Source organism: Streptomyces araujoniae (assembly GCF_050871195.1).
In the GTDB taxonomy this organism is placed as follows: Bacteria; Actinomycetota; Actinomycetes; order Streptomycetales; family Streptomycetaceae; genus Streptomyces; species Streptomyces bacillaris.
In genome coordinates, this window is sequence record NZ_CP194070.1 from 1,077,431 (window position 1) to 1,101,270 (window position 23,840).

Sequence of the window (23,840 nt, forward strand, 5' to 3'; positions counted from 1 at the left end):
TCTCAGCTCTCCGGACGGCCCGTCGCCACCGCGTAGAAGGCCACCGCGGCCGCCGCACCGACGTTCAGCGAGTCGACACCGTGCGCCATCGGGATGCGGACCCACTCGTCGGCCGCCACCAGTGCCTTCGTGGAGAGCCCCTCGCCCTCCGCGCCCAGCATCAGCGCCACCCGCTCCAGCCGGTGCGGGGCCGCCTCGTCGATGCTGGTGGCCTTGGCGTCGGGGGTGAGGGCGAGGAGCCGGAAGCCCGCCTCCCGTACGGTCTCCAGCCCCTTGGGCCAGGCTTCGAGGCGTGCGTACGGGACGGAGAAGACCGCGCCCATCGAGACCTTGACCGAGCGGCGGTAGAGCGGGTCCGCGCAGTCCGGCGAGAGGAGGACGGCGTCCATGCCGAGGGCCGCCGCGCTGCGGAAGATCGCACCGATGTTGGTGTGGTCGTTGACCGACTCCATCACCACCATCCGGCGGGCGGTGGTGAGGAGTTCCTCGGCGGTGGGCAGCGGCTTGCGCTGCATGGAGGCGAGCGCCCCCCGGTGGACGTGGTAGCCGGTGACGCGTTCGGCCAGCTCGGGCGCGACCGCGTACACCGGGGCCGGAACCTCGTCGATGACGTCCCGCATGACATCGACCCACTTGGCGGAGAGCAGCATCGAGCGCATCTCGTACCCGGCGTGCCGGGCTCGCCTGATGACCTTCTCGCCCTCCGCGATGAAGAGGCCCTCGGCGGGTTCGCGGCGTCTCCGCAGCTCGACGTCGGTCAGGCCGGTGTAGTCGCTCAGGCGCGGGTCGTCGGGGTCGTCGACGGTGATGAGATCTGCCACAGGGTGATACTGCCTTGTCCGGTCTGCGGTGCCAACGCCCGCGGTGGGATGCGTAACCGCGGGTTACTCGGTGGGGGTCGGATTCAGTCGGCCGACGGGTCGTCCGACGGGGGTGCCGAGTCCGGGCCCACCGCGACGACGTCGCCGATGACGATCACGGCGGGCGGGCGCACCTCCTCGGCGACCGCTCGCTCCCCGACGTCCGCGAGGGTCGCGTCCACCCGGCGCTGGGCCGCGGTGGTGCCCTCCTGGACCAGAGCGACCGGGGTGGCCGGGTCCTTGCCGTGGGTGATCAGGGCGGCGGCGATGGCGCCGATCTTGTCGACCGCCATCAGCAGGACGAGGGTGCCGCGCAGCCGGGCGATGGCCGCCCAGTCGACCAGCGAGCGCGGGTCCTCGGGGGCGACATGGCCGCTGACCACGGTGAACTCATGGGCCACCCCCCGGTGGGTGACCGGGATACCGGCCGCACCGGGGACCGAGATGGTGCTGGAGATGCCGGGGACGACCGTGCAGGGGATGCCCTCGGCGGCGAGCGCCTGGGCCTCCTCCATGCCCCGGCCGAAGACGAACGGGTCGCCGCCCTTCAGCCGGACGACGGCCTTGCCCGCCCTGGCGTGCTCGATCAGCGCCTGGTTGATCGCCTCCTGGGCCATGTACCGCCCGTACGGGATCTTCGCCGCGTCGATCACCTCGACGTGCGGCGGGAGTTCGTCGAGCAGGTCGCGGGGGCCGAGGCGGTCCGCGATGACCACGTCGGCCTCGGCGAGGAGGCGGCGGCCGCGCACCGTGATCAGGTCCGGGTCGCCGGGGCCGCCGCCGACCAGGGCCACGCCGGGGGTGCGGGTGCGGTGGTGCGGGGCGGCGAGGGTGCCGTCGCGCAGGCCCTCGACGATGGCGTCGCGGAGGGCGGCGGAGTGGCGCGGGTCGCGGCCCTGGGGGGTGGCGTTCAGGACGGCGACGGTGATGTTGTCGATGCGGCCGGTGGCCGGGGTCCAGGCGGTCGCGGCCTCGGCGTCGTCGGCCCGGACGCACCAGGTGCGGGTGCGCTCGGCCTCGGCGGAGGCCGCGTCGTTGGCGGCGGTGTCGGAGGAGGCGACCAAGGCGTACCAGGTGTCCGCGAGGTCGCCGTCCTGGTAGCGGCGGCGCTCCCAGCGGATCTCGCCCGCGTCCGCCATGGCCTCGACGGAGGGGGTGGCGGACGGGGAGACCAGCGTGATGTCGGCCCCGGTGGCGATGAGCTGCGGCAGCCGGCGCTGGGCGACCTGGCCGCCGCCGATGACCACGGTGCGGCGGCCGTGAAGACGCAGGCCTACGGGGTACGCGGGGTGGTCGGCGTTCTCGGTGCGACCGGTACCGGCGACGCCTTCGGCGCTTTCGGCGTGACCGGCGCTCTCCGGGTGACCTGCGTGGTCTGCGTGCTCGGCCATGGCGGTGCGGGCTCCTCGGGCGGGGTGCTGCGTAGCGGCCGCTGCGACTGTGGAGCGGCTGTGACGTGCGGAAGTAGGGGTTGCCGGGTCGGGGAAAGGATACGGGGTGGTGGGGGGCGGGGCCCGGGGGCGGGGGCCGTGGGCGTGCGGGCGCCGGGAGGGGCGGGGGCTGCGCGGGGACCCGCGGCGGGCCGGCCCGCTGCCCGCCGCCTCCCGGAAGCGGGGCGCCGCCCCGGACCCCGCACTGTCGGCATGCGCGGGAAGGGCGCGGACGAGCCGGGGTTCGGGGCGGCGCCCCGGACCCCGCTCCTCACACGCCGGAGAGGCTGATCGGCCTACTTCTCCGTCACTCCGGCCGCGTCGAACGTCGCCACCTCGTGCATCGCCCGTGCCGCGCTCTGCACGATCGGGAGCGCCAGCAGCGCGCCCGTGCCCTCGCCGAGGCGGAGGTCCAGGTCGACCAGCGGGCGCAGGCCCAGCTTGTTGAGGGCCGCCACATGGCCGGGTTCCGCGCTGCGGTGCCCGGCGATGCAGGCCGCGAGGGCCTCGGGGGCGATGGCGCGGGCGACCAGGGCCGCCGCGCCCGCGCTCACGCCGTCCAGGACCACCGGCGTACGCAGGGAGGCTCCGCCGAGGAGGAAGCCCACCATCGCCGCGTGCTCCAGGCCGCCGACCGCCGCGAGGACGCCGATCGGGTCGGCGGGGTCCGGCTGGTGGAGGTCGAGGGCACGGCGTACGACATCGACCTTGCGGGCGTGCATCTCGTCGTTGATGCCGGTCCCCCGGCCGGTCACCTCGGACGCGTCGATCCCGGTGTAGACGCAGATCAGCGCGGCCGACGCGGTGGTGTTCGCGATGCCCATCTCACCGGTGAGCAGCGCCTTGTTGCCCGCCGCCACCAGGTCCCGGGCGGTCTCGATGCCCACCTCGATCGCGGCGAGGACGTCCTCCCGGGTGAGGGCGGGGCCCGTGGTGAAGTCCGCGGTGCCCTTGCGCACCTTGCGCGGCAGCAGGCCCGGGGTCGCGGGCAGGTCCGTGGCGACGCCGACGTCGACGACGCAGACCTCCGCCCCGACCTGCGCGGCGAACGCGTTGCAGACCGCTCCCCCGCCCAGGAAGTTCGCGACCATCTGGGCGGTGACCTCCTGCGGCCACGCCGTGACGCCCTGGGCGTGCACCCCGTGGTCACCGGCGAAGATCGCGACCGCCGCGGGCTCCGGGATCGGCGGCGGGCACATCCGGGAGAGGCCGGAGAGCTGCGCGGAGATGATCTCCAGCATGCCGAGCGCACCGGCGGGCTTCGTCATCCGCTTCTGCCGCTCCCACGCCTCCCCGAGCGCCTTGGCGTCCAGCGGGCGGATGGCGGAGATGGTCTCCTGGAGCAGGTCGTGCGGCTCCTCGCCGGGCAGCGCGCGCCGGCCGTACGTCTCCTCGTGGACGACCCAGGAGAGCGGGCGGCGCTTGGACCAGCCCGCCTGCATCAGCTCGGGCTCCTCGGGGAACTCGTCGACGTAACCGACACAGAGGTACGCGACCACTTGCAGGTGCTCGGGCAGGCCGAGCGCGCGGACCATCTCCCGCTCGTCGAAGAAGCTCACCCAGCCGACGCCCAGGCCCTCCGCACGGGCGGCCAGCCACAGGTTCTCCACCGCCAGCGCCGAGGAGTAGGGGGCCATCTGCGGCTGCGTGTGGCGGCCCAGGGTGTGCCGGCCGCCCCGGGTCGGGTCGGCGGTGACGACGATGTTGACCGGGGTGTCGAGAATCGCCTCGATCTTCAGTTCCTTGAACTGCTTCGCCCTGCCCTTGGGGAGCGACTTGGCATAGGCGTCACGCTGGCGCTGGGCCAGTTCGTGCATCGAACGGCGCGTCTCGGCGGACCGGATGACGACGAAGTCCCAGGGCTGCGAGTGGCCCACGCTGGGCGCGGTGTGGGCCGCCTCCAGCACCCGGAGCAGGACCTCGTGCGGGATCGGGTCGCTGCGGAAGCCGTTGCGGATGTCCCGGCGCTCGCGCATGACCCGCAGCACCGCTTCGCGCTCGGCGTCGTCGTAGCCGGGCGCGGGCGGGGTGAAGGGCTCCTCGGGGGCCGCCTCCGCCACCGGCTGTTCGACCGGCTCCTCGGCCAGATCCGGGGTCTCGATGACCTCGGGGCCCGTCCCGTCCTCTGCCTCGGGCTCCGGCGCCGGGGTGGTGGCGGCCGGGGGCGGAGTCGGCCGTACGGGCTCCGCCGGCGCCTCGGCGGGCTGCGCCGTCGCCGGTTCCGACTCTTCCGGAGCCGCTGCTTCCGGTGCCTCCCCGGGCTGCGGGGCGGGCTCGGCGGCAGCCGCCTGCACGGGGACGGGGGCGACGGGAGCCTGGACCTCCGCCACCGGCTCCACCGTGACCGCGGGCTCCCCGGCCTCGGGGGCGGCCTCAGCCACGGGGGCCTCACCGGTCTCCGTGGCCGGCCCGGGCTCCGGGCTCTCCTCGGCCGCCGGGGCCGGGGACTCCGGGGCTGCCGCATCCGCCGGGACGGGCGGCGCCTCGGGCGTCTCCACCGGTGCCTCGGCGGGCAGCCCGGCCGGAACCGCCGCCTCTGCCGGGGTCTCGGCGTCGGGTGCCTCGGTGGGCGCCTCGGGGACGACCGTTTCTGCTTCGGCTTCTGCGGGGGCCGTCTCCGCCGGGAGGGCTCCCTCAGGGGCCGTCTGCTGTACCGGCTCGGCCCCGGCCACAGCCTCGGGCTGAATCTCCGCCTCAGGCTGAACCTTCGCCTCAGGCTGGATCTCTGCTTCGGCCCCGGCCCCGGCCACAGCCTCGGGACCGACGAACGGCTCGTCCAGCTGCTGTTCCCCCTCCACCGGCTGCTCCGGCGCGGCAGGAGCGGCTGCCTCCGGCTCGATCACCTCGGGCTCCACCGGAGCCTCCACCGGGGCCTCGGGCTGCACCGGCTCTGCGGGCGCCTCGGCCGCGACCGGCTGCTGAGCGACGGGCTCCGGCTCCACCTGGGCCTCGGCCTCCACCTCCACCTCAGGCTCAGCCTCCACGACCGGCACCGGCTCCACGGACTCCACCGGAGCCGCGGCCTCCGGCTGCTGCGGCGGCGGGCCCCACGGGGCCGCGCCCTGCGGCGGGATCTCGCCCAGCTGCGGCCCCGGCAGCACCGGAGCCTCCTCTGCCGGGGCCTCGACCGGGGCCGCGAAGGAGTCGGGGGCGGTGGCCGGCGGGCTCGCGTGGCGGGCCGGGGGCGCGGTCCGGACCGCTCCGGCGGGGCCGCGGTCGGCCAGCGAGCGGACCACGCCGCCGCCCTGCGTACCGCCGTACGCCGGGGCCTCGGCCGAGGCCGGGCCCCGGTGCAGCGGGCGGCGGGCCGGGGCGGGAGCCTGCGCGGGAGCGCCGACCGGAGCGGGGGTCTGCGCGGGAGCGGGGGCCGGGTGAGGGATCCGTACGCCGTTGAGGTCCACGGAGCCCGTGTCGCGGCCGCCCGACTCGTGCGTGCCGTGCGGCTCGGCGGGGACCGGGGCCTCCTGGCCGTCCGCGGGGAGCTGCGGCTGTGGCGCGTACGGCGGCTGCTGCCCGTCCGGGAGCTGCTGCGACGGCTGCTCCGGCACGGGCGGGACGGTGGAGGCCTGCGCCTCCGGGGCGGAGACGGCCTCGGGAGCCGCCGCAGCGGCGGGGGCGGCCTCCGGCACCGGCACCGCCTCGGCCACGGCCGTGGCGGGCACGGCATGAGCCGCCACGGGCTGAGCGGTCCGGGAAGCGGCCGGGAAGCCCTGCGGAGCCCCGGCCGGGGCCGCCTGGGCCTGCGGCTGGACCGTCTGCGGGTCGCTCCACGCGCCCTGGGAGGCCGGCATCAGCAGGAGGTCGTCGTCCTCGGGGGCGTGCTCGGAGGGGTCGAGGAAGGTGTACGCGCCCGGGGCGGGGATGCCCGGCTGCTCCACCATGCCTGCGTTCTCCGGCAGTCCCTCGCCCGGGATCTGGCCGGTGTCAGTCATGCGTACCCCTCGCCCATCGTCAGTGCTCCTTCGGCCCTTCGCCCGGGACGCCGAACCACGGCACGCCGGTGCTCGTCATGAAGAACGAGCGGGCTCGCCGCGCGGCACGAACCGCCCGCGGACCTGGTCCTATTCTCGCGGTCGTTCGCCACCGTGACAGGCAGTTCCGCCACGGCTCGCTGTGGACTGCGCCACGTCGCGCGTCCCCCGGTTGCTGCCGTACCACAGAGCGGAACAAAACAGTCCACTTTTCCGGACATTGACGAACGAAGCGACGAACGTCCGGGCGCGGTACAACAATCGGCCAGCCTACCTCCCGTACCGGACGGAAAGGTCAGGGGGCGAGGTCCGAACGCCGTGCGGAGAGAAGGAAGACGACGGACCGTTCACGCTCGATCCACACCTCGGTGTCCAGGTCGACGGACTGGAGGAGCGAGCACTCGGCGGTGTAGCCGTTGCCGGTGAGCGCCGCGCCCAGGGCCTCGGCCTCGTCCCGGGTGGAGGCGTGGGTGACGATGCGTTCCGGACGCCGGTCCACGACCGCGCGGACCACCTGGACGCCCCCTCCCCCGACCCGTACGACATCGGGTTCGGGCAACCGTTCCAGGACCTGCGGGGCCCGGCCGCAGACGATCTGGAGGGGCACTCCGAAGGCGCGGGCGGCGGCGTCCGTACGGGAGCAGGCTCCCGGGTCGGCGTCCACCGCCAGCACGGCCGCCCCGAAGCGGGCCGCTTCGACGGCGAGGGCGCCGCTGCCGCAGCCGATGTCCCAGACCAGGTCGCCGGTGCGGGGGCCGAGGATGGCCAGCTGGGCGGCGCGCAGCTGCGGGAACTCCCCCTCGCCGGACTCCCGTACGCCTTCCGCTCCTGCCTCCCGGTAGGCCTCGGGGGGCAGGGCCCAGCCCCGGATGCCCGGGGGCTGGGCGGGGCGGCGGCCGGCGATCCAGGCGGCGGGGGCGGTGGTGGCGGTCTCGGGGCCTCCGCCGCCGACGACGATGACGACGTTGGGATCGCGCCAGGTGTGGTCGGCGGCCTTGTCGGAGGTGAGCACGGTGACGCGTTCACGGCCGGTGCCCAGTTCCTCGCAGATCACGAAGGTGCGGTGGACGCCGTCCAGGAGCAGCGCGAGTTCGGCGGGGCCGGCGCCCGGTGAGGTGAGGACGGCGACCTTGTGGTGGGCCCGGCAGACGTTGACGGCGCGGCGCAGGGTGCGCGGGTGGGCGACGACGATCTGGGCGTCGTCCCAGGGCATTCCGGCGCGGGCGAAGGCGGAGGCGACGGCGGAGACGGCCGGGACGACCTCGACCTCCAGGCCGTGTTCGGGGGCGCGCAGGGTGCGGACGACACCGAAGAAGCCGGGGTCGCCGTCGGCCAGGACGACGGCGCTGCCGCGGTGGCCGGCGATGCGGCGGGCGGCCAGGTCGACGCTGCCGAGGCGGATGCGCTCGGCATCCTCGGGCACTTCGGGCAGGGCGAGGTGGTGGGCGGCGCCCGCGACGAGCGTGGCGGCCGAGAGCGCGGCCGTGGCCGCCCTGGTCAGAGGCGAGCCGTCCCAGCCGATCACCGTGACCCGGTCGGCCATCGTCGTCTGTCTCCTGGGGTGTCGGAGGGAGCGAGGGGGTGCCCGTGCGCGTGCGGGGTGCAGGGTGGGCAGGGGTGACAGTACCTGGTCCGGGCCGGAGGCCGGCCGGGGGCCTCGGGGAGCCCGTGCCGGAGGCCCGTCGTGCTCACTTCCAGTCGTTGTACGTGCCGTAGCCGCCGGCGTCGGCGAGTTGCTCGGCGACGCCTTCGAGGTCCTCGGGGAGGAGCCCCCAGACGATCAGGTCGGTGCGGATGTCGGTCCAGCCGCCGTCGGTGCCGTTCTCCGTGCGGGTCCGGGCGATCCGGGCGTTGCGCAGGACGCCCTCGCTGATGCACCCGAGCTTCTGGGCGACCTGCTGGGCGGCGGTGTTGTCCGCGGGGGTGCGCAGTTCGAGGCGTTCGAAGCCCTGGTCGCGGAAGAGCCACTCCGCGACGGCCAGCACCGATTCGGTGGCGTACCCCTCGCCGCGCGCCCAGGGGGCGGTGATGTAGCGGACCTCGGTGGCCAGGGTGCGCCAGTCGGTGTTGAGGAGCTGGACGCTGCCGACGAGCCGCTGGGTGAGGAACTCGGTGACGGCGAGGGCGATGCCGTGGCCCGAGGTGCGTTCCCCGGGGGCGATTCTGCGGACCCAGCGTTCGGCGTCGACCTGGCTGTAGGGATGCGGTCCGTCGGTCCAGGCGACGACCGTCTCGTCGTTCATCATCTCGATGTACGCGGGGATGTCGGCCATCTCGAAGGGGCGCATCACCAACCTGTCCGTGCTGATGGAGACGGACGGAAAGGTGGTAGTCATGCGCAGCTCCATGCAGAAGACCGGTTAAAAGCACAGCATGCAGCATCGGGTGCGCGTCGCGCATGGCCGGGTCCGCGCGGCGGAGCCCCGCGCCTTCCGGGGAAGGGGCGGGGCTCCGTCGGTCAAGTGCCGGTCGGGGTTCAGGACTTGGCCGGGGCGCCGAAGGCGGCGACGATCGAGCCCTGGTAGGTGTCGTCGATGAACTTCTTGACCTCGTCGGAGTTGAGGAGCTTGGCGAGCTTCTCGACGCGCGGGTCCTTCTCGTTGCCTTCCTTGACCGCCAGGAAGTTGGCGTACGGGTTGCCCTCGGCCTTCTCCAGGGCCAGGGCGTCCTTGGCCGGGGAGAGCTTGGCCTCCAGGGCGTAGTTGCCGTTGATGACGGCGGCGTCCACGTCGTTCAGGGCGCGGGGCACGGTGGCGGCCTCCAGCTCCTTGAACTCCAGGCCCTTCTTGTCGGTGATGTCGCTCAGCTTGGCGCTGGTGCCGACGCCGTCCTTGAGGGTGATCAGGCCGTTCTCGGCGAGCAGCTGGAGGGCGCGGCCGCCGTTGGTGGTGTCGTTGGGGACGGCGACGGTCTGGCCGGCCTTGATGTCCTTGATGTCCTTGAGCTTCTTGGAGTAGAGGCCCAGCGGCTCCAGGTGGACGTTGACGACCGGGACGATGGTGGTGTCGTTCTTCGCGTTGAAGTCGTCCAGGTACGGCTTGTGCTGGAAGAAGTTGGCGTCGACCTGGCCGGACTGGGTGGCGGTGTTCGGCAGGACGTAGTCCGTGAACTCCTTGACCTCCAGCTTGAGGCCCTCCTTCTCCGCCAGGTTCTTCTTGACGAAGTTCAGGATGTCGGCGTGCGGCGTCGGGGACGCGGCGACGACGAGGGCCTTGGAGGTGTCGGCCTTGGCGCCGCTCTCGCCCTTGGAGGCCGGGTCGGAGTCCGTACCGCAGGCGCTGAGGCCCAGGGCGAGGGCGGCGACGGAAGCGGCGGCTGCGGTGATCTTGATGTTCTTGCGCACGAAAAGTGCCTCTTTCTTCATGGTGGTGGTGCGCCCGGACAAGGAGTTCGGACTTGGTGGGGAAGGGAAGTTCAGGGGCCTCGGGGAGCCGGATCCTCAGGAGGCGGTGCGGCCGCGGCGGGCCAGCAGCCGTACGGCGAGGTCGCCGATCAGCTGGATCACGCTGACGATGACGATCAGGAGGGCGACCGTGATCAGCATGAACTGGTTGTCGAAGCGCTGGAATCCGTAGGTGACGGCCTTGGAGCCGAGCCCTTCGCCGCCGACCGCACCGGCCATCGCGGAGTAGCCGATGAGCACGATGAGGGTGGTGGTGACGCCCGAGACGATCGAGGGCAGGGCCTGCGGCAGGAGCACCTTGCGGACGATGGTGGGGATCGAGCCGCCCATCGACTGCACCGCCTCGACGAGCCCGTGGTCGACCTCCCGGATCGCCGTCTCGACGAGCCGGGCGAAGAACGGGATGGCGCCGACGGCGAGCGGCACGATCATCGCGGTGGGGCCGATGAAGGTGCCGACGACCCAGGTGGTGAAGGGGATCAGGGCGATCAGCAGGATGATGAAGGGCAGCGAGCGGCCGATGTTCACGATCACGCCGGTGACCTTGTTCACCACGGTGTTCTGGAGCAGTCCGCCCTTGTCGGTGAGGACCAGCAGGACACCGAGCGGCAGTCCGCCGGCGACGGTGACCAGCGTCGACCACAGCACCATGTAGAGGGTGTCCAGAGTGCCCTGGGTCAGCAGGGGCTGCATTTCGGACCAGGTCACTTGACGACCTCCTTGGTGAGAGCGGCGGGCGTCTGCTCGGGGCCGGTCGCGGCGGCGGGGCTCTCGGCGGATCCCGCGGTCGCGGCGGCGGCCTTCGGGTCCCGCGGGCCGTTCTCGTCCTCGACGACCTCGGCCTGGAGGCCCTGTTCACGCAGGAAGCCGATGGGGACGACGTTCTCCTCGAACCGGCCGGGCAGCTCGATGCGCATCCGGCCGATCTGCTTGCCGCCGACGGTGTCCATCGCGGCGCCGAGGATCGATATGTCGATGTTGTACGTACGGGAGAGCTGCGAGATCACCGGCTGGGAGGCGGCTTCGCCGTGGAAGGTGACGTCCACGACCGTGCGGTCCGGCCCGGAGGCGGTCCCGCCGACCGGGAACAGCTCGCCCGCCAGCTCGGAGCCGGGGGTGGCGAGCAGTCCGCCGACCGTGCCGGACTCCACGATCCGGCCGCGCTGCATGAGGGCGGCGGAGTCGCAGATCGTCTTGACGACGTCCATCTCGTGGGTGATCAGCAGGATGGTCAGACCGAGCTGCTGGTTGAGGTCGCGCAGCAACTGGAGGATGGAGCGGGTGGTCTCGGGGTCCAGGGCGGAGGTCGCCTCGTCCGAGAGCAGCACCTTGGGGTCTCCGGCCAGGGCGCGGGCGATGCCCACGCGCTGCTTCTGGCCGCCGGAGAGCTGACCGGGGTAGGACTTCGCCTTCTCGGCGAGGCCGACCAGGTCGAGGAGCTCCTTCGCCTTGCGGGTCCGCTCCTGGCCGGAGACGCCGAGGATCTCCAGGGGGAGTTCGACGTTGTCCAGGACGGTGCGCGAGCTCAGCAGGTTGAAGTGCTGGAAGACCATGCCGATCCGGGTGCGGGCCGCGCGCAGCTCCCTGCCCGCCCGCCGGCCGCGGCCGGCGAGGGCGGTGAGGTCCTGGCCGGCCACGGTGACCGTGCCGGAGGTGGGGCGCTCCAGCAGGTTGACGCAGCGGATGAGGGAGGACTTCCCGGCGCCGCTCTGTCCGATGACGCCGTATATCTCGCCCTCGCGGACGTGGAGGTCGACTCCGTCGAGTGCGGTGACCTCGCGGTCGCGCGACTGGTAGACCTTCGTGAGGCCCGTCGTGGTGATCACAGGGGGTTTCCGTCACTGTCGAGTGCGCGGCGCGGGTGTCCGCCGGGCACGGGGCAAACGTCTGAAGAGACTGATGCGGGCTGGTCGGCCGGTTTACGTCTCAGCACAGCTGTGTACGGCGGTCGGCCGGGGACAGCGCATGCTCGGGCGGCTCGTTCCACAGGGGGCGAACGGCACAGGCTCGGTCTCGCTTCGGGGCGCGAGGCTCAGGCTGGGGCCCTCAGAAGGCGCGCATTCGACACATACAACGAGCACCGGGCGTACGGATCGCCTCGGTCGCAAGGGTGCGGCTGCTCGTCGTGGTCATGGGCCCAAGTAAAACAGACGTAACTGCGGAGCGATCCCGCATGTCCGCATAGCGGACGGCCGTGGACAGCCCGCGGCGATGCCCCGGGCCGCCGCACCGGCGGACGAGAAAAACGCTCTGACCTGCACTTATAGAGGTGAAGGCGGGGGCCGTAGGGGGCCGTGGGCGGGGGCCGGAGGGGGCGCCAGGGGTGCCAGTTGTGGCAAAGGCCACGGTCACGGCCTCCTCCCGGGACCCACGCGGGACACACACCGGAGCCGCGGAGGACGGCGTCGGCGCAGGTCGGGGGCGCACGCGGGCGGGTGGCACGGCCGTAATACCCTCGCTACATGCTTGACGCCCTGACGGTCGCGGTCGCCGTGACCGCGCTCGCCCTCGCCGCCTGGTGCGGACACGCCGCCTACAAGGACCAGCCGACGAAGGACTGGCACTTCATCGGGATGGCCGTGGTGACCGTGCTGGCCCTGGCCCAGCTGGTGGTGGGCATCGTGCAGCTGGCGCGCGGGGAGCGTCCGGAGCAGGGGACGGCGGTGTTCATCGCCTATCTGATCGGCTCGTTCGCGGCCGTACCGGCGGCGGGCGTCCTGTCGTTGTCCGAGCGGACCCGCTGGGGCTCGGTGACGGTGGCCGCGGGCGCGCTCGTCCTGGCGGTCCTCGAAGTACGGCTCTACGACATCTGGGGTAACTGACGTGAGTGACACCGAACGGCGCCCGGACCCCTCCCCCGAAGCCGTGACCGCAACCCCCGCCTCCCCCGCCTCGAAGGGGTCCTTCGAGCTGGGCACCGGGCCGGGCCGGGTACTGGTCTGGTTCTACGGGGTGTTCACCGTCGCGGCGGCCTCGCGCTCGATCGTCGAGGTGATCCGGGGCTTCGACCGGGCGCCGCTCGCCTACTCGCTCTCGGCCGTCGCCGCCGTCGTCTACGGGTTCATCACGTACTCGCTGGTGCGCGGGGGCGAGAAGGCCCGCCGGGCGGCGCTGGCGTGCTGCGCCGCCGAGCTGCTGGGTGTCCTGGTCGTCGGCGCCTGGACGCTGGCCGAGCCGTCCGCCTTCCCCGACTCCACGGTCTGGTCGGACTTCGGGATGGGCTACCTGTTCATCCCGGTGATCCTGCCGGTCACCGGGATGATCTGGCTGCGCCGCGCGAAGCGGGCCTGAGGCGCCCCGGTTCCCGAGCGGGCCGGGCACCTGGCGGCCTCGGCCCCCGGCCCCCTTCGGGCCGGTCGATGCCCCGGCCTCCTCGCGAGGGGGCCGGTCGGGCCGGAGGTGTCCGGGCACCCGTAAGGCGCCCGCTCAGGCCGGAGGTGTCAGGTCACCCGTGAGGCGCCCGGTCAGGCGCTGGCCACGAACTCCTGGGCCGCGACTTCCTTCTCCAGCAGGATGAGCCGGACGCCGTCCGTACCCGTGGCGTTGCCGACCTGCGCGTACCCGGCCCGCCGGTAGAGCCGGAGGTTGCTCTCGCTGCGGTGTCCGGTGTGCAGCCGGAAGCGGGTGGCCGCGCGCTGGGCCGCGAGGGCCGACTCCGCCGCGTTCAGCAGCCGGGTGCCCAGCCCGTGGCCCTGGAGCCGGGGGTGCACGCAGAGCTTGCCGATCTGGCCCGTACCGTCCGGGTCGGTGAAGCCGCGTACCGAACCGACGACTTCGTCCCCGAGGCGGGCCACGAACACCAGGTCGTCGGCGACTTCGCCGCGGACCGCGTCGAGGCTCTGGACGAGCGGGTCGATGCGGTAGTTGTCGTACAGCTCGGCCTCGCGCTGGAAGCAGAGGTACTGGAGCCGGAAGATCTGCTCCACGTCCTCGGCCGTCGCCGCCGAGATGATCACGCTCATGCCCATGTGTGCACGCCTCCCGCTCACCTGTCCGCCCGGTTGCCTATCGCCCTCTTCCCCGCAGTTCAGGGACGGCAACCTCCGCCGCGAGCATTCTGCGCAGACATCCAAGGCAACGGGAACGGATCGGGCCCAAACTCCCCTGTGAGATACCCAACTCCCCTGCGATTTCCCGGTATGTCGGGTCGGCGGGCGACAGCATCGCCTCCAGCAGCCGGCCGCAGCGTCCGGGCAGCCGGGCCATCGCGGCCCGCAGCGCCCGGCCCTCGGCGGCCCCGAGAGCGGTCCGCTCCGGACCGGTCACGAGCGGAGCGGCGGGTTCCGTCCCGGCGTACGGGCGTTCCCGCCGGACCGTACGGCGGCCGCGCCGGGCCTCCGCCCGTACGGTGTCGCGCACCCAGCGGGCCGGGTCGCCGGGCGGGACCGCTCCGGTGGGGCGTTCCAGCAGCCGCAGCCACACCGTCTGTTCGAGGTCGGCGGGGTCGAGCCCGGCGGCGGGCGCCTCGGCCCGCGCCTCCGCGCGGACCAGGGGTTGTAAGGCGCGGACGGTCCGGGCGGTGGCGGCGGACCGGTCGGGTTCATGATCGAGAAGCGTCATGCCCCGGCAAACGCGGCGGCGGCGCGCCCGGTTGCCCCGCACGGGCGGCACCACCCGACCGGGGCACCGACGGGCCCGGCGGCTGACGCCCGTACCCGCGCACCGGCCGCCGGGCCCGACCGCCGCACCCGAGGGAGCCGGCGGACCCGTCGTGCGCGCCCGTGCCGCCGGTCCCGTCCCGTACGGAAGGAAGAAGAGGTCAGCGGCCGGAGAAGTCCGCCGCCGCGAGCAGGGCGGTGTCCGGGTGGTCGGTGAAGATGCCGTCGATGCCGGTGGCGAAGTACGCGGCGTAGGCGCCGAAGACGTCACCGTAGGCGTTGGGGTCGGTGCCGCGCCGGAAGTCCGCGGGCAGGAAGCTGTTCTCGTTGCGCAGGGTGTACGGGTGGAGGCGCAGGCCCCGGGCGTGCGCGTCCTTGACCAGCGTGGTCGGACGGGTGAGCCGGCCCGCGGCGTCCTTGGGGATGATCAGGTCGAGTGTGGGGCCGATGCCCTGGGCGTAGGAGGCGATCCACTTCAGCCCGGCGGGCTTGATCAGGTCGGCCACCGTGCGCGGGTCGCCCGACTCGACGAAGTCCCAGGGACGGCTGGTGGGCCCGGAGAGCAGGACGATGCGCGGGGTGTCGACCAGGCGGGCGAGGCGCTGGATCGAGCCGGGCTCGAAGGACTGGAGGATGAGCGGGGAGGTGCGGCGGTCCCGGCCGTGGCGGCGGAGCAGCCGGGCGAGGGGCTCCTCCAGGCCGAGGCCCAGGCTCCGGAAGTACGTGGGGTGCTTGGTCTCGACGTACAGCCAGACGGGCTTCCTGCGCTTGCGGCCCTCCTGGTCGGCCCAGCGCAGGACCTCCTCGAAGGTGGGGACCGTCCAGCGGCCGTCGTAGAGGGTGTTGTCCGGGCGGTTGCCGGGGATGCGCTCGGTGGCCCGCAGGGTCTTCAGCTCGGCGAGGGTGAAGTCCTCGGTGAACCAGCCGGTGGAGGAGACGCCGTCGATGGTCTTGGTGGTCCTGCGGCCGGCGAACTCGGGGTGGTCGGCGACGTCCGTGGTGCCGGTGATGTCGTTCTCGTGGCGGCAGACGAGGTGGCCGTCCTTGGTGGGGACGAGATCCTGCTCGACGATGTGCGCGCCCAGGTCCAGCGCCAGCTGGTAGGAGCCGAGGGTGTGCTCGGGGCGGTAGCCGCTGGCCCCGCGGTGGCCGATCACCGTCGGCACGGGCAGGTCGCGCAGCGAGCCGTGGCCGTTCCCGGAGCCGCCGCGTCCGCGCTCGGCGGCCTGGGCGGCGGTGCCGGTCAGGCCGAGGGCCGCCGTGCCGAGGACGGCGGCGCCCAGAAGGGTCCGCCGGCCGGGGGTACCGGTCACACGCTCCGTCATGATGCTCCTCGCTGGGTGAAGTCGGGGTTCCGCGTTCTGCCGGGCGAGGCCCGATCGTAGGCATCGGGACGGGCCTACGGGGCGGACCGGAGGCGAACTCGGCGGAAACACACGTCAACACCACGTATCCACTCCGTGAACCCGATGTGCGATCAGCCCATACCCGCGAGTATCGTCCTCACCTGCACAGTCCAACACTTCGCACCACCGGACACCACACCGCACCACCCCACTCGACATCCTGGCCGGCCCGGCCACGACACCGGAGGAACCCGTTGTCCCGTCTCACGGTCTTCAAGGCAGTGCTCGGACCGATCCTGCGCCTGATGTTCCGCCCCCAGGTGGAGGGCGTGGAGAACATCCCCGGGACCGGGCCGGTGATCCTCGCGGGCAACCACCTCACCTTCATCGACTCGATGGTGATGCCGGTCTGCGTCGACCGGCCGGTGTTCTACATCGGCAAGGACGAGTACGTGACCGGCAAGGGCTTCAAGGGCCGGCTGATGGCCTGGTTCTTCACCGGCGCCGGGATGATCCCGGTGGACCGGGACGGCGGCCGCGGCGGGGTCGCGGCGCTGATGACCGGGCGCCGGGTGCTGGAGGAGGGGCAGGCCTTCGCGATCTACCCGGAGGGCACCCGCTCCCCCGACGGCCGGCTCTACCGGGGCCGTACGGGCATCGCGCGGCTGACCCTGATGACGGGCGCCCCGGTGGTCCCGTTCGCCATGATCGGCACCGACAAGCTCCAGCCGGGCGGTGCGGGGCTGCCCCGGCCGGGCAAGGTCACGGTGCGCTTCGGCGAGCCGATGGAGTTCTCCCGGTACGAGGGCATGGACCGCGACCGCTATGTGCTGCGGGCGGTGACCGACTCGGTGATGTCCGAGGTGATGCGGCTCTCCGGCCAGGAGTACGTGGACATGTACGCGACCAAGGCCAAGGCGGCCTGAGCCGCGGCGCAGCCGCCGGAGCGCACACGGCGCAGCCGCCCGAGCAGGGCCGCGTACAGGACGGCGCACAGGGCGTGTACGAGAAGGGCCCGCTCCCCGGTCTTCCCGGGGCGTGGGCCCTTCTCCGTGCGGAGGCCGCTACGGGTGCTCGACCCCGTCCTCCAGCTTCTGGCCCCGCAGCAGGAACCACGCGGCGACGGCCGCCGCGATGAGCACCGCCGAGCCGACCCCGGCGGCGGACCGCATCCCCTCGACGAACGCCTCCTGGGCCGCCGAGACCAGCGGGGCCGCCTGGGCGGCGGGCAGGGCGGTGGCCGCCTCCACGGCTCCGCCGAGCGACTCGTGGGCGGCCGACTCCACGTCGGCGGGGATGCCCGCCGGGGTAGGGAAGCCCCGGTAGACGCCGGTGACGATGGAGCCGAGCAGGGCGATACCGAGGGCGGCGCCCAGCTCGTACGCCGTCTCCGACACGGCGGAGGCGGAACCGGCCTGCTCCGTCGGGACGCTGGAGAGGATCACGTCGGCGGTGACGGTGAAGGAGAACCCGGCGCCGACGCCGACGATCAGCAGCATGGAGCCGAGCAGCGGGTAGCCGGTGTGCTGGTCGAGCAGGGTCACCGTGCCCAGCGCGAGCCCGACCGCGCCGAGCCCGCCCGCCACGACCGAGCGCACCGAGAACCGGCGGGCGGCGAACCCGGCCAGCAGACCGGCGGTCACCGCGCCGACGGCGGCGGGCAGTTCGGCGAGCCCCGCCTCCAGCGGCCCCCGGCCCTGGACCAGTTGGAGGAACTGGGAGAGGAAGAAGACCAGACCCGAGAGACCGAGGATGGTCAGCAGGTCGGCGAGGACCGCGCCGGAGAAGCCCCGGTGCTGGAAGAGCCGCATGTCCAGCAGGGGCGCGGGCAGCCGGAGCTGCCGGCGGACGAACCAGGTGATCCCGAGGACACCGACCGCGGCGGCCACGGCCGGACCCCAGCTCAGCCCGTGCGAGGCCGTCTCCTTGATCGCGTACACGACGCCGATCATGCCGACCAGGGAGAGCCCGACGCTGAGCATGTCCCAGGGGCCGGGGGCCGGGTTCTTCGACTCCGGGATCAGCTTGACGCCGACGACGACGAGCACGGCCATCACGGGCAGGTTGATCAGGAAGACCGAGCCCCACCAGAAGTGTTCGAGCAGGAACCCGCCGACGACCGGGCCGACCGCCGCGCCCGCCGAGGCCATGGCCCCCCAGATGCCGATGGCGAGGCTGCGCTCGCGCGGATCGTGGAAGAGGTTGCGGATCAGGGCGAGGGTGGACGGCATCAGGGTGGCGCCCGCGACACCGAGCAGCGCCCGGGCCACGATCATCATCTCGGGCGTGGTGGCGTACGCGTTGAGCACGGAGACCGCGCCGAACGCCACGGCACCGATCAGCAGCAGCTTCTTGCGGCCGATGCGGTCACCGAGGGAGCCCATCGAGACGAGCAGACCGGCGATGACGAAGGAGTAGACGTCACCGATCCAGAGCAGCTGGTTGCCGGTGGGGGCGAGGTCCTCGCTGAGGAAGGGGGTGGCGAGGCCGAGGACGGTGGCGTCGACGGCCACCAGCAGCACGGCGAGGACGAGCACGGCGAGCGCGATCCACCGCCCCGGGCGGCGCACGTCGTCCACGGTCTTCGGGTGCTGGTCGATGCTGGTCACTGCTCTGCTCTCCGGCGTGCTCCGTCGAGCAGCAGCTCGACGATCATGTACTGGAAGTCCTGTGCGGCGACCCGGCCCGCCTTGACGGACCAGGCGCCGGTGCCGACGAGCCCGTAGAGGGCCTCGGTCAGCCAGGCGGGGGTGAGGTCGATACGGAACTCACCGCGCTCCTGGCCGCGGCGGAAGAAGGCGGAGACCCGGGCATCGGCCCGGTTCCAGCCCTCGTTGACCTGGTCGCCCTCGAAGAGCTGGTTCTCGTTGACGAGGAACGAGAGCAGCCCGGCGCTGGGCTCGACGGCCGCCATGAGGCGGCGGAGCCCCTCCTCCGAGGTGCCCTCGTCGAGCCGGGCGGTGTCGAGGGCCGCCTCGAACTCCTGGAGGCCCAGGTTCTCCAGCGCCTTCACCAGCGCGTCGCGCCCGGCGAAGTGGCGGTGGAGGGTGGCGCGGCCGATACCGGCCGCTCTGGCGACCTCGTCCATGGTGGCGGTCGATTTGTGGGTCAGCAGGGCGGCGGCGCTGCGCAGCACCTGCTCACGGTCGAGAGTCATGAGACGACCATAGCCCATGTGAGACATTCTTGTCTCATCAAAAAGTGCGGGGCAGCCCGGGTGGTCAGCGGGTGGGACGAGAGCCGCGAGGAACCTTGCGTCCCGCGAGCGACGGGACCGGCACCAGCGGCGCGAGAGGGAGGGAGGAAAAGAGATCGGCAGGAGGTGAACCCACTCCTTGCCACTCTTAACTTATAGCGGATGGGGGGTCTTGCCGCAAGGCCCCCCAAATGCCGCAGAATCGACGGCCGAAGCCGGGCTCAGGAGCGCCGGCTGCGGGAATTCGACGTCGACAAGGGCGGAACTGTGATGATCGACGTAATCGTCGTCGGCGGTGGACCGACGGGCCTGATGCTCGCCTGCGAACTGCGGCTGGCCGGCGTGCGGACCGTGGTGCTGGAGAAGCTGGCCGAGCCGACCCGGGAGAGCCGGGGGCGCGGTCTGCATGTGCGGAGCGTGGAGGTGATGGACCAGCGCGGGCTGCTGGACCGGTTCCTCGCGGTGAGCGAGAAGTTCCAGGTGGGGGGCTCCTTCGGGGGGATCCGGAAGCCGTGGCCGAAGCTGCTGGACACGGCCCACCCGTACGGCCTCTCCACCCTCCAGCCGGTCACCGAGCGGCTGCTCCGGGAGCGGGCCGTCGAGCTGGGCGCCGAGATCCGGCCCGGCCACGAGGTGGTCGCGGTGGACCAGGACGCGGAGGCGGTGACCGTCGGGCTGGCCGACGGGACGCGGCTGCGCTCCCGCTATCTCGTCGGGTGCGACGGCGGCCGGAGCCTGGTCCGCAAGGAGGCGGGCATCGCCTTCCCCGGTGAGCCCGCCACGGTCGAGACGCTGCTCGGGGACATGGAGCTGGCCGAGGACCCCGACGTGGTCGCCGACGTGGTGGCGAAGGTGCGCGAGAAGGAGCTGCGGTTCGGCACCATCCCCAACGGGGACGGGACGCACCGGGTCATCGTGCCCGCCGACGGCGTCTCCCAGGAGCGGGCGGGCGCGCCGACCCTGGAGGAGTTCCGGGCGCGGCTGCGGACGGTGGCGGGCACCGACTTCGGCGTCCACACGCCCCGCTGGCTCTCCCGGTTCGGGGACGCCTCCCGCCAGGCCGAGCGGTACCGGGCGGGCCGGGTGCTGCTGGCCGGAGACGCGGCGCACATCCACCCGCCGACCGGTGGACAGGGGCTCAACCTCGGGGTGCAGGACGCGTTCAACCTCGGCTGGAAGCTGGCCGCCGAGGTCAACGGGTGGGCACCGGAAGGGCTGTTGGACAGCTACCACAGCGAACGGCACCCGGTGGGCGCCCGGGTGCTGGAGAACACCCGCGCCCAGATCACCCTGCTGGGGACCGGTCCGGGGGCGGCCGCGCTGCGCGAACTGCTCGCGCGGCTGATGGACTTCGAGGAGGTCGACGCGTACGTCACCGGGATGGTCACCGCCGTCGACATCCGCTACGACCTCGGCGAGGGCCATGAACTGCTCGGCCGACGCCTGCGGGACGTCCGGCTGGCAGGGGGCGGCCGCCTCTACGAACTGATGCGTGAGGGCCGCGGCCTGCTGCTCGACGGAACCGGCCGGAGCGGTGACGGCGGCGGGCGGCTCTCGGCGGCCGGCTGGGCGGACCGGGTCGACCAGGTGGCCGACGCGGCGGAACCGGCCGGTGAACTCGGCGCCCCTGCCGTCCTGCTGCGGCCCGACGGCCATGTGGCGTGGGCGGGGACGGGCGAGGACCAGGAGGGGCTGGCCGCCGGGCTGGCCCGCTGGTTCGGCGCACCGGCGCCGACCGGCTGAGCCGCCCCCGTACACCCCCGCCCGACCAGGACCAGCAGAACGGAACGCCCACCATGCCGACCAGCGCCTTCCGCCTCCCCGGCCATCTCTCCCCCAAGGCCGCCCCCGCCCTGATCGCCGCCGACGAGGAGCACTTCGCGGCCGTCGCCCGGACCCTGGAGGAGTCCGTCGCCGAGCTGACCGCCCGTCTCGACGCCGAACGCCGGGCGCCCGGCGGCACGGGCCGGCAGGCGATGGACCGGGACGCCGAGATCCACCGGCTCACCGCCCGGCTGCGCACCCTGCGCCGCTTCGGGCTCGACCTCTGCCTCGGCCGCATGGTCCCGGAGGACGGTTCCGCGCCCGTCTACGTCGGCCGGCTCGGCCTCACCGACAGCGCGGGCCACCGGCTGCTGGTCGACTGGCGCTCCCCCGCCGCCGAGCCGTTCTTCGGCGCCACCCACGCCCGGCCGACGGGCCTGGCGAGCCGCCGCCGCTACCGCTGGACGGACGGCCGGATCAGCGACTACTGGGACGAGGTGTTCGCCCCTGACGCCTTCGCCGGACACGCGGCGCTCGACGACCAGTCGGCGTTCGTCGCGAGCCTCGGCGCCAACCGCTCGGAACGGATGCGGGACGTGCTCGGCACCATCCAGGCCGACCAGGACGCCGTCATCCGGGCGGGCTCACGCGGCACGCTGGTCGTGGACGGCGGTCCGGGCACGGGGAAGACGGTCGTCGCCCTGCACCGCTCCGCGTACCTCCTGTACGCCGACCCGCGCCTCGCCCACCGCCGGGGCGGCGTGCTGTTCGTCGGCCCGTCCCGCCCCTATCTCGGGTACGTCGCGGATGTGCTGCCGAGCCTCGGGGAGGAGGGCGTGCAGACCTGCGTCCTGCGGGACCTCGTCCCCGAGGGAGCCACGGCGGGGGCCGAGACCGACTCCGAGGTGGCCCGGCTGAAGGCGTCGGCGGAGCTGGTGCGGGCGGTCGAGACCGCCGTACGGTTCTACGAGGAGCCTCCCACCGAGCCGCTGACCGTCCAGACCCCCTGGTGCGACCTCCGGCTGACCGCCGCCGACTGGGCGGTGGCGTTCGGGACCGCCGGACCCGGGGCCGTGCACAACGAGGTGCGCGACGAGGTGTGGGAGGAGCTGCTCACCCTCCTCATGGAGAAGTACGACGGCGACGGGGCCGCGCCCGAGCTGGTCCGGAAGGCGCTGGGGCAGGACCGGGAGCTGCTCGCCGCCTTCGACCGGGCGTGGCCGCTGCTGGATCCGGCCGATCTCGTCGGTGACCTGTGGTCGGTGCCCGCGTATCTCCGGCTGTGCGCGCCCCGGCTGAGCCGTGAGGAGGTCCGGCTGTTGCAGCGCGCGGAGGCGCGGGCGTGGACGGTCTCCGATCTGCCCGTCCTGGACGCGGCGCGGCAGCGGCTCGGGGACCCGGAGGCGTCCCGGCGCAGACGCCGCCGGGAGGCGGCCGCGGCCGCCGAGCGCGCGGGCATGGACCAGGTCGTCGACGCGCTGCTGGCGGACGAGACCCTGGCCGACGCGGACGCCGACAGCGAGGGCGCGCTGGTCATGCTGCGGGGCCAGGACCTCAGGAACTCCCTGGCCGGTCCGGAGGCGTCCGGGGAGAGGGCGCCGGACCGGCTGGCGGGCCCGTTCGCACACATCGTGGTGGACGAGGCGCAGGAGCTGACCGACGCCGAGTGGCAGATGCTGCTGGTGCGCTGCCCCTCGCGGAGCTTCACCGTCGTCGGGGACCGCGCCCAGGCCCGGCACGGGTTCACCGAATCCTGGCGGGAGCGGCTGGAGCGGGTCGGGCTCGACCGGGTGGCCCTCGCCTCGCTCACCGTCAACTACCGGACGCCGGAAGAGGTGATGGCGGAGGCCGAGCCGGTGATCCGGGCGGTGCTCCCGGACGCCAATGTGCCGGTCTCGATCCGGTCGGGCGGTCTGCCCGTCGTACGTGGCCGGGTGGCGGACCTTCAACCGGTCCTGGACGGCTGGCTGGCCGCGCACGCGGAGGGGACGGCCTGTGTGATCGGCGCGCCTCGGTTCCGGGAGCGGCCCCGGGTGCGGTCGCTGACCCCGGAGCTGTCGAAGGGGCTGGAGTTCGACCTGGTGGTGCTGGTGGAGCCGGAGGCGTTCGGGGCGGGCGTGGCAGGGGCGGTGGACCGGTATGTGGCGATGACCCGGGCGACCCGGGAGCTCGTCGTCCTGACGGGCTGACGAGCCCCTGGGGCCGGGCGGGCTGACGACCCCAGGGGGCCGGGCGGTACCGCGCGTGCTCAGTGCCAGGGCAGGGCGGCGCGGTGGCGCCAGTACGACTCCGGCTCCTCCACCAGGGCGTCCAGCCGGGCCCGCTGCTCCTCGTCCAGGCCGACGACGGGGGCGTGCAGGTTCCCGGCGAGCTGGGTGGCGGTGGCGGCGCCGGAGAGGACGACCCCGACCCAGGGCTGGTGCAGGACGAGCGCCAGGGCCACCGCGTCGCCGCCCACCCCCGCGTCGGCGGCGATCTCCTGGAACACGGCGGGCGCCTCGTCCCCGGCGAGCCGCCCGTTGGCCATGCCCTCCTTGACGATCACGGTGAGCCCGGCGTCATGGGCCTCGGCGAGGGCGGGGGCGGCCGAGGTCTCCAGGGCGTTGTAGGTGGCCTGGACGGTACGGAAGAGGGGGTCGCCGTCGACCGTGAGCGCGAGGGCGGCCCGGATGGCGTCGGCCTGGGCGGGTCCGCTGGTGGAGAAGCCGATGGCGACCCCGTCGGCGGCGAGGGCGGCCAGGCTCTCGTGGAGTTCCTTGTCCGCGAGGGCCGGGCTGTCGGGGGTGAGGGAGTGGATCTGGTAGAGGTCGAGCCGGTCGCCGAGGAGTTCGCGGGTCTCGGCGCGCTGGCGCTCGAAGGTGGCGAGGCTGTGGTCCTTGACCTCGTGGGTCCCGGCGTCGGTGCGCCAGTCGCCGGTGTAGGTGTATCCCCATTTGGAGCCGACGACGAGGTCGGTGAAGGAGGGGCGGGCGTCCAGCCACTCGCCCAGGAACTCCTCGGCGCGGCCGTAGGAGCGGGCCGTGTCGACGTACCGGACGCCCTGCGCGTACGCCGCGTCCAGCAGTTCGTGCGTACGGGCGCGCAGGGCCGCCACGTCCCGGCCGTCGGGGAAGTCCTCGTCGCGGTGGAGGTTGATGTATCCGGGCCTCCCGACGGCTGCGAGTCCCAGTCCGATGTGGGCGGTCGGGGTCGTCGCGTTGGCCAGGGCGGTGAAGGGCATCGCGGGCTCCTCGGGGTCGGTTGCGGATACTCCTACCCCGGTCAACGTAGCC

At 73.4% G+C, this 23,840-nt stretch carries 19 protein-coding genes; 5 read left to right on the plus strand and 14 right to left on the minus strand.

Annotated elements, in window-relative coordinates; translation table 11 throughout:
* Positions 1-2 precede the first annotated feature (2 nt).
* The 8 genes from ACQ9ZG_RS04470 to ACQ9ZG_RS04505 all read right to left on the minus strand — a co-directional run bounded on the left by ACQ9ZG_RS04470 (position 3) and on the right by ACQ9ZG_RS04505 (position 11,490).
* Positions 3-821, minus strand: coding sequence for a TrmH family RNA methyltransferase (locus ACQ9ZG_RS04470; protein ID WP_109914075.1), 819 nt, complete (start codon positions 819-821; stop codon positions 3-5).
* 83 nt (positions 822-904) lie between these two features.
* On the minus strand, positions 905-2,251 hold the full coding sequence (gene cobA / locus ACQ9ZG_RS04475; RefSeq protein ID WP_499279948.1) for a uroporphyrinogen-III C-methyltransferase: 1,347 nt from the start codon (positions 2,249-2,251) through the stop codon (positions 905-907).
* Between the two features lie 335 nt (positions 2,252-2,586).
* A complete protein-coding gene (gene cobT, locus ACQ9ZG_RS04480; RefSeq protein ID WP_499279949.1) occupies positions 2,587-6,222 on the minus strand; it encodes a nicotinate-nucleotide--dimethylbenzimidazole phosphoribosyltransferase in 3,636 nt (1,211 codons plus the stop codon).
* A 334-nt stretch (positions 6,223-6,556) separates the two neighbouring features.
* Entirely contained in the window at positions 6,557-7,804 is a 1,248-nt protein-coding gene (gene cbiE, locus ACQ9ZG_RS04485; protein WP_499279950.1) for a precorrin-6y C5,15-methyltransferase (decarboxylating) subunit CbiE, read from the minus strand.
* A gap of 145 nt (positions 7,805-7,949) precedes the next feature.
* Entirely contained in the window at positions 7,950-8,597 is a 648-nt protein-coding gene (locus ACQ9ZG_RS04490; protein WP_084996342.1) for a GNAT family N-acetyltransferase, read from the minus strand.
* A 140-nt stretch (positions 8,598-8,737) separates the two neighbouring features.
* Positions 8,738-9,604 carry a MetQ/NlpA family ABC transporter substrate-binding protein gene (locus ACQ9ZG_RS04495; RefSeq protein WP_109915523.1) on the minus strand — a complete coding sequence of 289 codons (867 nt, stop codon included), beginning with the start codon at positions 9,602-9,604 and terminating at the stop codon, positions 8,738-8,740.
* Between the two features lie 96 nt (positions 9,605-9,700).
* Complete coding sequence (locus ACQ9ZG_RS04500) at positions 9,701-10,372, minus strand: methionine ABC transporter permease (protein WP_018490473.1); 672 nt, start codon at positions 10,370-10,372, stop codon at positions 9,701-9,703.
* Positions 10,369-11,490 carry a methionine ABC transporter ATP-binding protein gene (locus tag ACQ9ZG_RS04505; RefSeq protein ID WP_109915524.1) on the minus strand — a complete coding sequence of 374 codons (1,122 nt, stop codon included), beginning with the start codon at positions 11,488-11,490 and terminating at the stop codon, positions 10,369-10,371. Before ACQ9ZG_RS04505 ends, ACQ9ZG_RS04500 begins: the two co-directional genes overlap by 4 nt.
* Positions 11,491-12,126: 636 nt before the next feature.
* Between ACQ9ZG_RS04505 and ACQ9ZG_RS04510 the strand changes: the two genes are divergently transcribed.
* Complete coding sequence (locus ACQ9ZG_RS04510) at positions 12,127-12,486, plus strand: hypothetical protein (protein WP_018490475.1); 360 nt, start codon at positions 12,127-12,129, stop codon at positions 12,484-12,486.
* 1 nt (position 12,487) lies between these two features.
* Positions 12,488-12,955 carry a hypothetical protein gene (locus tag ACQ9ZG_RS04515; protein ID WP_084996340.1) on the plus strand — a complete coding sequence of 156 codons (468 nt, stop codon included), beginning with the start codon at positions 12,488-12,490 and terminating at the stop codon, positions 12,953-12,955.
* Between the two features lie 173 nt (positions 12,956-13,128).
* Here the strand turns inward: ACQ9ZG_RS04515 and ACQ9ZG_RS04520 are convergent, their stop codons facing one another.
* From ACQ9ZG_RS04520 to ACQ9ZG_RS04530, 3 genes are all read right to left on the minus strand, one after another.
* Positions 13,129-13,632, minus strand: a complete 504-nt coding sequence (locus ACQ9ZG_RS04520) for a GNAT family N-acetyltransferase (RefSeq protein WP_018490477.1) — start codon at positions 13,630-13,632, stop codon at positions 13,129-13,131.
* A gap of 37 nt (positions 13,633-13,669) precedes the next feature.
* The gene (locus tag ACQ9ZG_RS04525; RefSeq protein WP_499279952.1) at positions 13,670-14,224 is read right to left on the minus strand and encodes an RNA polymerase sigma factor; all 555 of its coding nucleotides are present in this window, start codon (positions 14,222-14,224) and stop codon (positions 13,670-13,672) included.
* 199 nt (positions 14,225-14,423) lie between these two features.
* The gene (locus ACQ9ZG_RS04530; protein WP_499279954.1) at positions 14,424-15,587 is read right to left on the minus strand and encodes a glycerophosphodiester phosphodiesterase; all 1,164 of its coding nucleotides are present in this window, start codon (positions 15,585-15,587) and stop codon (positions 14,424-14,426) included.
* Positions 15,588-15,862: 275 nt separating this feature from the next.
* On the opposite strand from ACQ9ZG_RS04530, the gene ACQ9ZG_RS04535 reads away from it, so the two are divergent.
* On the plus strand, positions 15,863-16,534 hold the full coding sequence (locus ACQ9ZG_RS04535; protein WP_028420049.1) for a lysophospholipid acyltransferase family protein: 672 nt from the start codon (positions 15,863-15,865) through the stop codon (positions 16,532-16,534).
* A 138-nt stretch (positions 16,535-16,672) separates the two neighbouring features.
* On the opposite strand, the gene ACQ9ZG_RS04540 is transcribed toward ACQ9ZG_RS04535, so the two are convergent.
* Entirely contained in the window at positions 16,673-18,217 is a 1,545-nt protein-coding gene (locus ACQ9ZG_RS04540; protein ID WP_099219551.1) for an MFS transporter, read from the minus strand.
* Positions 18,214-18,765, minus strand: a complete 552-nt coding sequence (locus ACQ9ZG_RS04545) for a TetR/AcrR family transcriptional regulator (RefSeq protein WP_028420047.1) — start codon at positions 18,763-18,765, stop codon at positions 18,214-18,216. The genes ACQ9ZG_RS04540 and ACQ9ZG_RS04545 overlap by 4 nt, the downstream gene beginning before the upstream one ends.
* Positions 18,766-19,074: 309 nt before the next feature.
* Between ACQ9ZG_RS04545 and ACQ9ZG_RS04550 the strand changes: the two genes are divergently transcribed.
* Positions 19,075-20,547: an FAD-dependent monooxygenase gene (locus tag ACQ9ZG_RS04550; RefSeq protein WP_499279955.1), complete on the plus strand. Its 1,473-nt coding sequence runs from the start codon at positions 19,075-19,077 to the stop codon at positions 20,545-20,547.
* A gap of 53 nt (positions 20,548-20,600) precedes the next feature.
* Positions 20,601-22,757, plus strand: a complete 2,157-nt coding sequence (gene helR / locus ACQ9ZG_RS04555) for an RNA polymerase recycling motor ATPase HelR (protein WP_499279956.1) — start codon at positions 20,601-20,603, stop codon at positions 22,755-22,757.
* Positions 22,758-22,816: 59 nt separating this feature from the next.
* Here the strand turns inward: helR and ACQ9ZG_RS04560 are convergent, their stop codons facing one another.
* Complete coding sequence (locus ACQ9ZG_RS04560; protein ID WP_109916866.1) at positions 22,817-23,788, minus strand: aldo/keto reductase; 972 nt, start codon at positions 23,786-23,788, stop codon at positions 22,817-22,819.
* Between the last annotated feature and the right edge of the window lie 52 nt (positions 23,789-23,840).

Coding starts and splice junctions, on each gene's coding strand:
- ACQ9ZG_RS04550 (WP_499279955.1), top strand. CDS start 19,075: ATGATCGACGTAATCGTCGTCGGCGGTGGACCGACGGGCCTGATGCTC.
- ACQ9ZG_RS04560 (WP_109916866.1), bottom strand. CDS start 23,788: ATGCCCTTCACCGCCCTGGCCAACGCGACGACCCCGACCGCCCACATC.
- ACQ9ZG_RS04510 (WP_018490475.1), top strand. CDS start 12,127: ATGCTTGACGCCCTGACGGTCGCGGTCGCCGTGACCGCGCTCGCCCTC.
- cobT (WP_499279949.1), bottom strand. CDS start 6,222: ATGACTGACACCGGCCAGATCCCGGGCGAGGGACTGCCGGAGAACGCA.
- cbiE (WP_499279950.1), bottom strand. CDS start 7,804: ATGGCCGACCGGGTCACGGTGATCGGCTGGGACGGCTCGCCTCTGACC.
- helR (WP_499279956.1), top strand. CDS start 20,601: ATGCCGACCAGCGCCTTCCGCCTCCCCGGCCATCTCTCCCCCAAGGCC.
- ACQ9ZG_RS04520 (WP_018490477.1), bottom strand. CDS start 13,632: ATGGGCATGAGCGTGATCATCTCGGCGGCGACGGCCGAGGACGTGGAG.
- ACQ9ZG_RS04545 (WP_028420047.1), bottom strand. CDS start 18,765: ATGACTCTCGACCGTGAGCAGGTGCTGCGCAGCGCCGCCGCCCTGCTG.
- ACQ9ZG_RS04525 (WP_499279952.1), bottom strand. CDS start 14,224: ATGACGCTTCTCGATCATGAACCCGACCGGTCCGCCGCCACCGCCCGG.
- ACQ9ZG_RS04490 (WP_084996342.1), bottom strand. CDS start 8,597: ATGACTACCACCTTTCCGTCCGTCTCCATCAGCACGGACAGGTTGGTG.
- cobA (WP_499279948.1), bottom strand. CDS start 2,251: ATGGCCGAGCACGCAGACCACGCAGGTCACCCGGAGAGCGCCGGTCAC.
- ACQ9ZG_RS04530 (WP_499279954.1), bottom strand. CDS start 15,587: ATGACGGAGCGTGTGACCGGTACCCCCGGCCGGCGGACCCTTCTGGGC.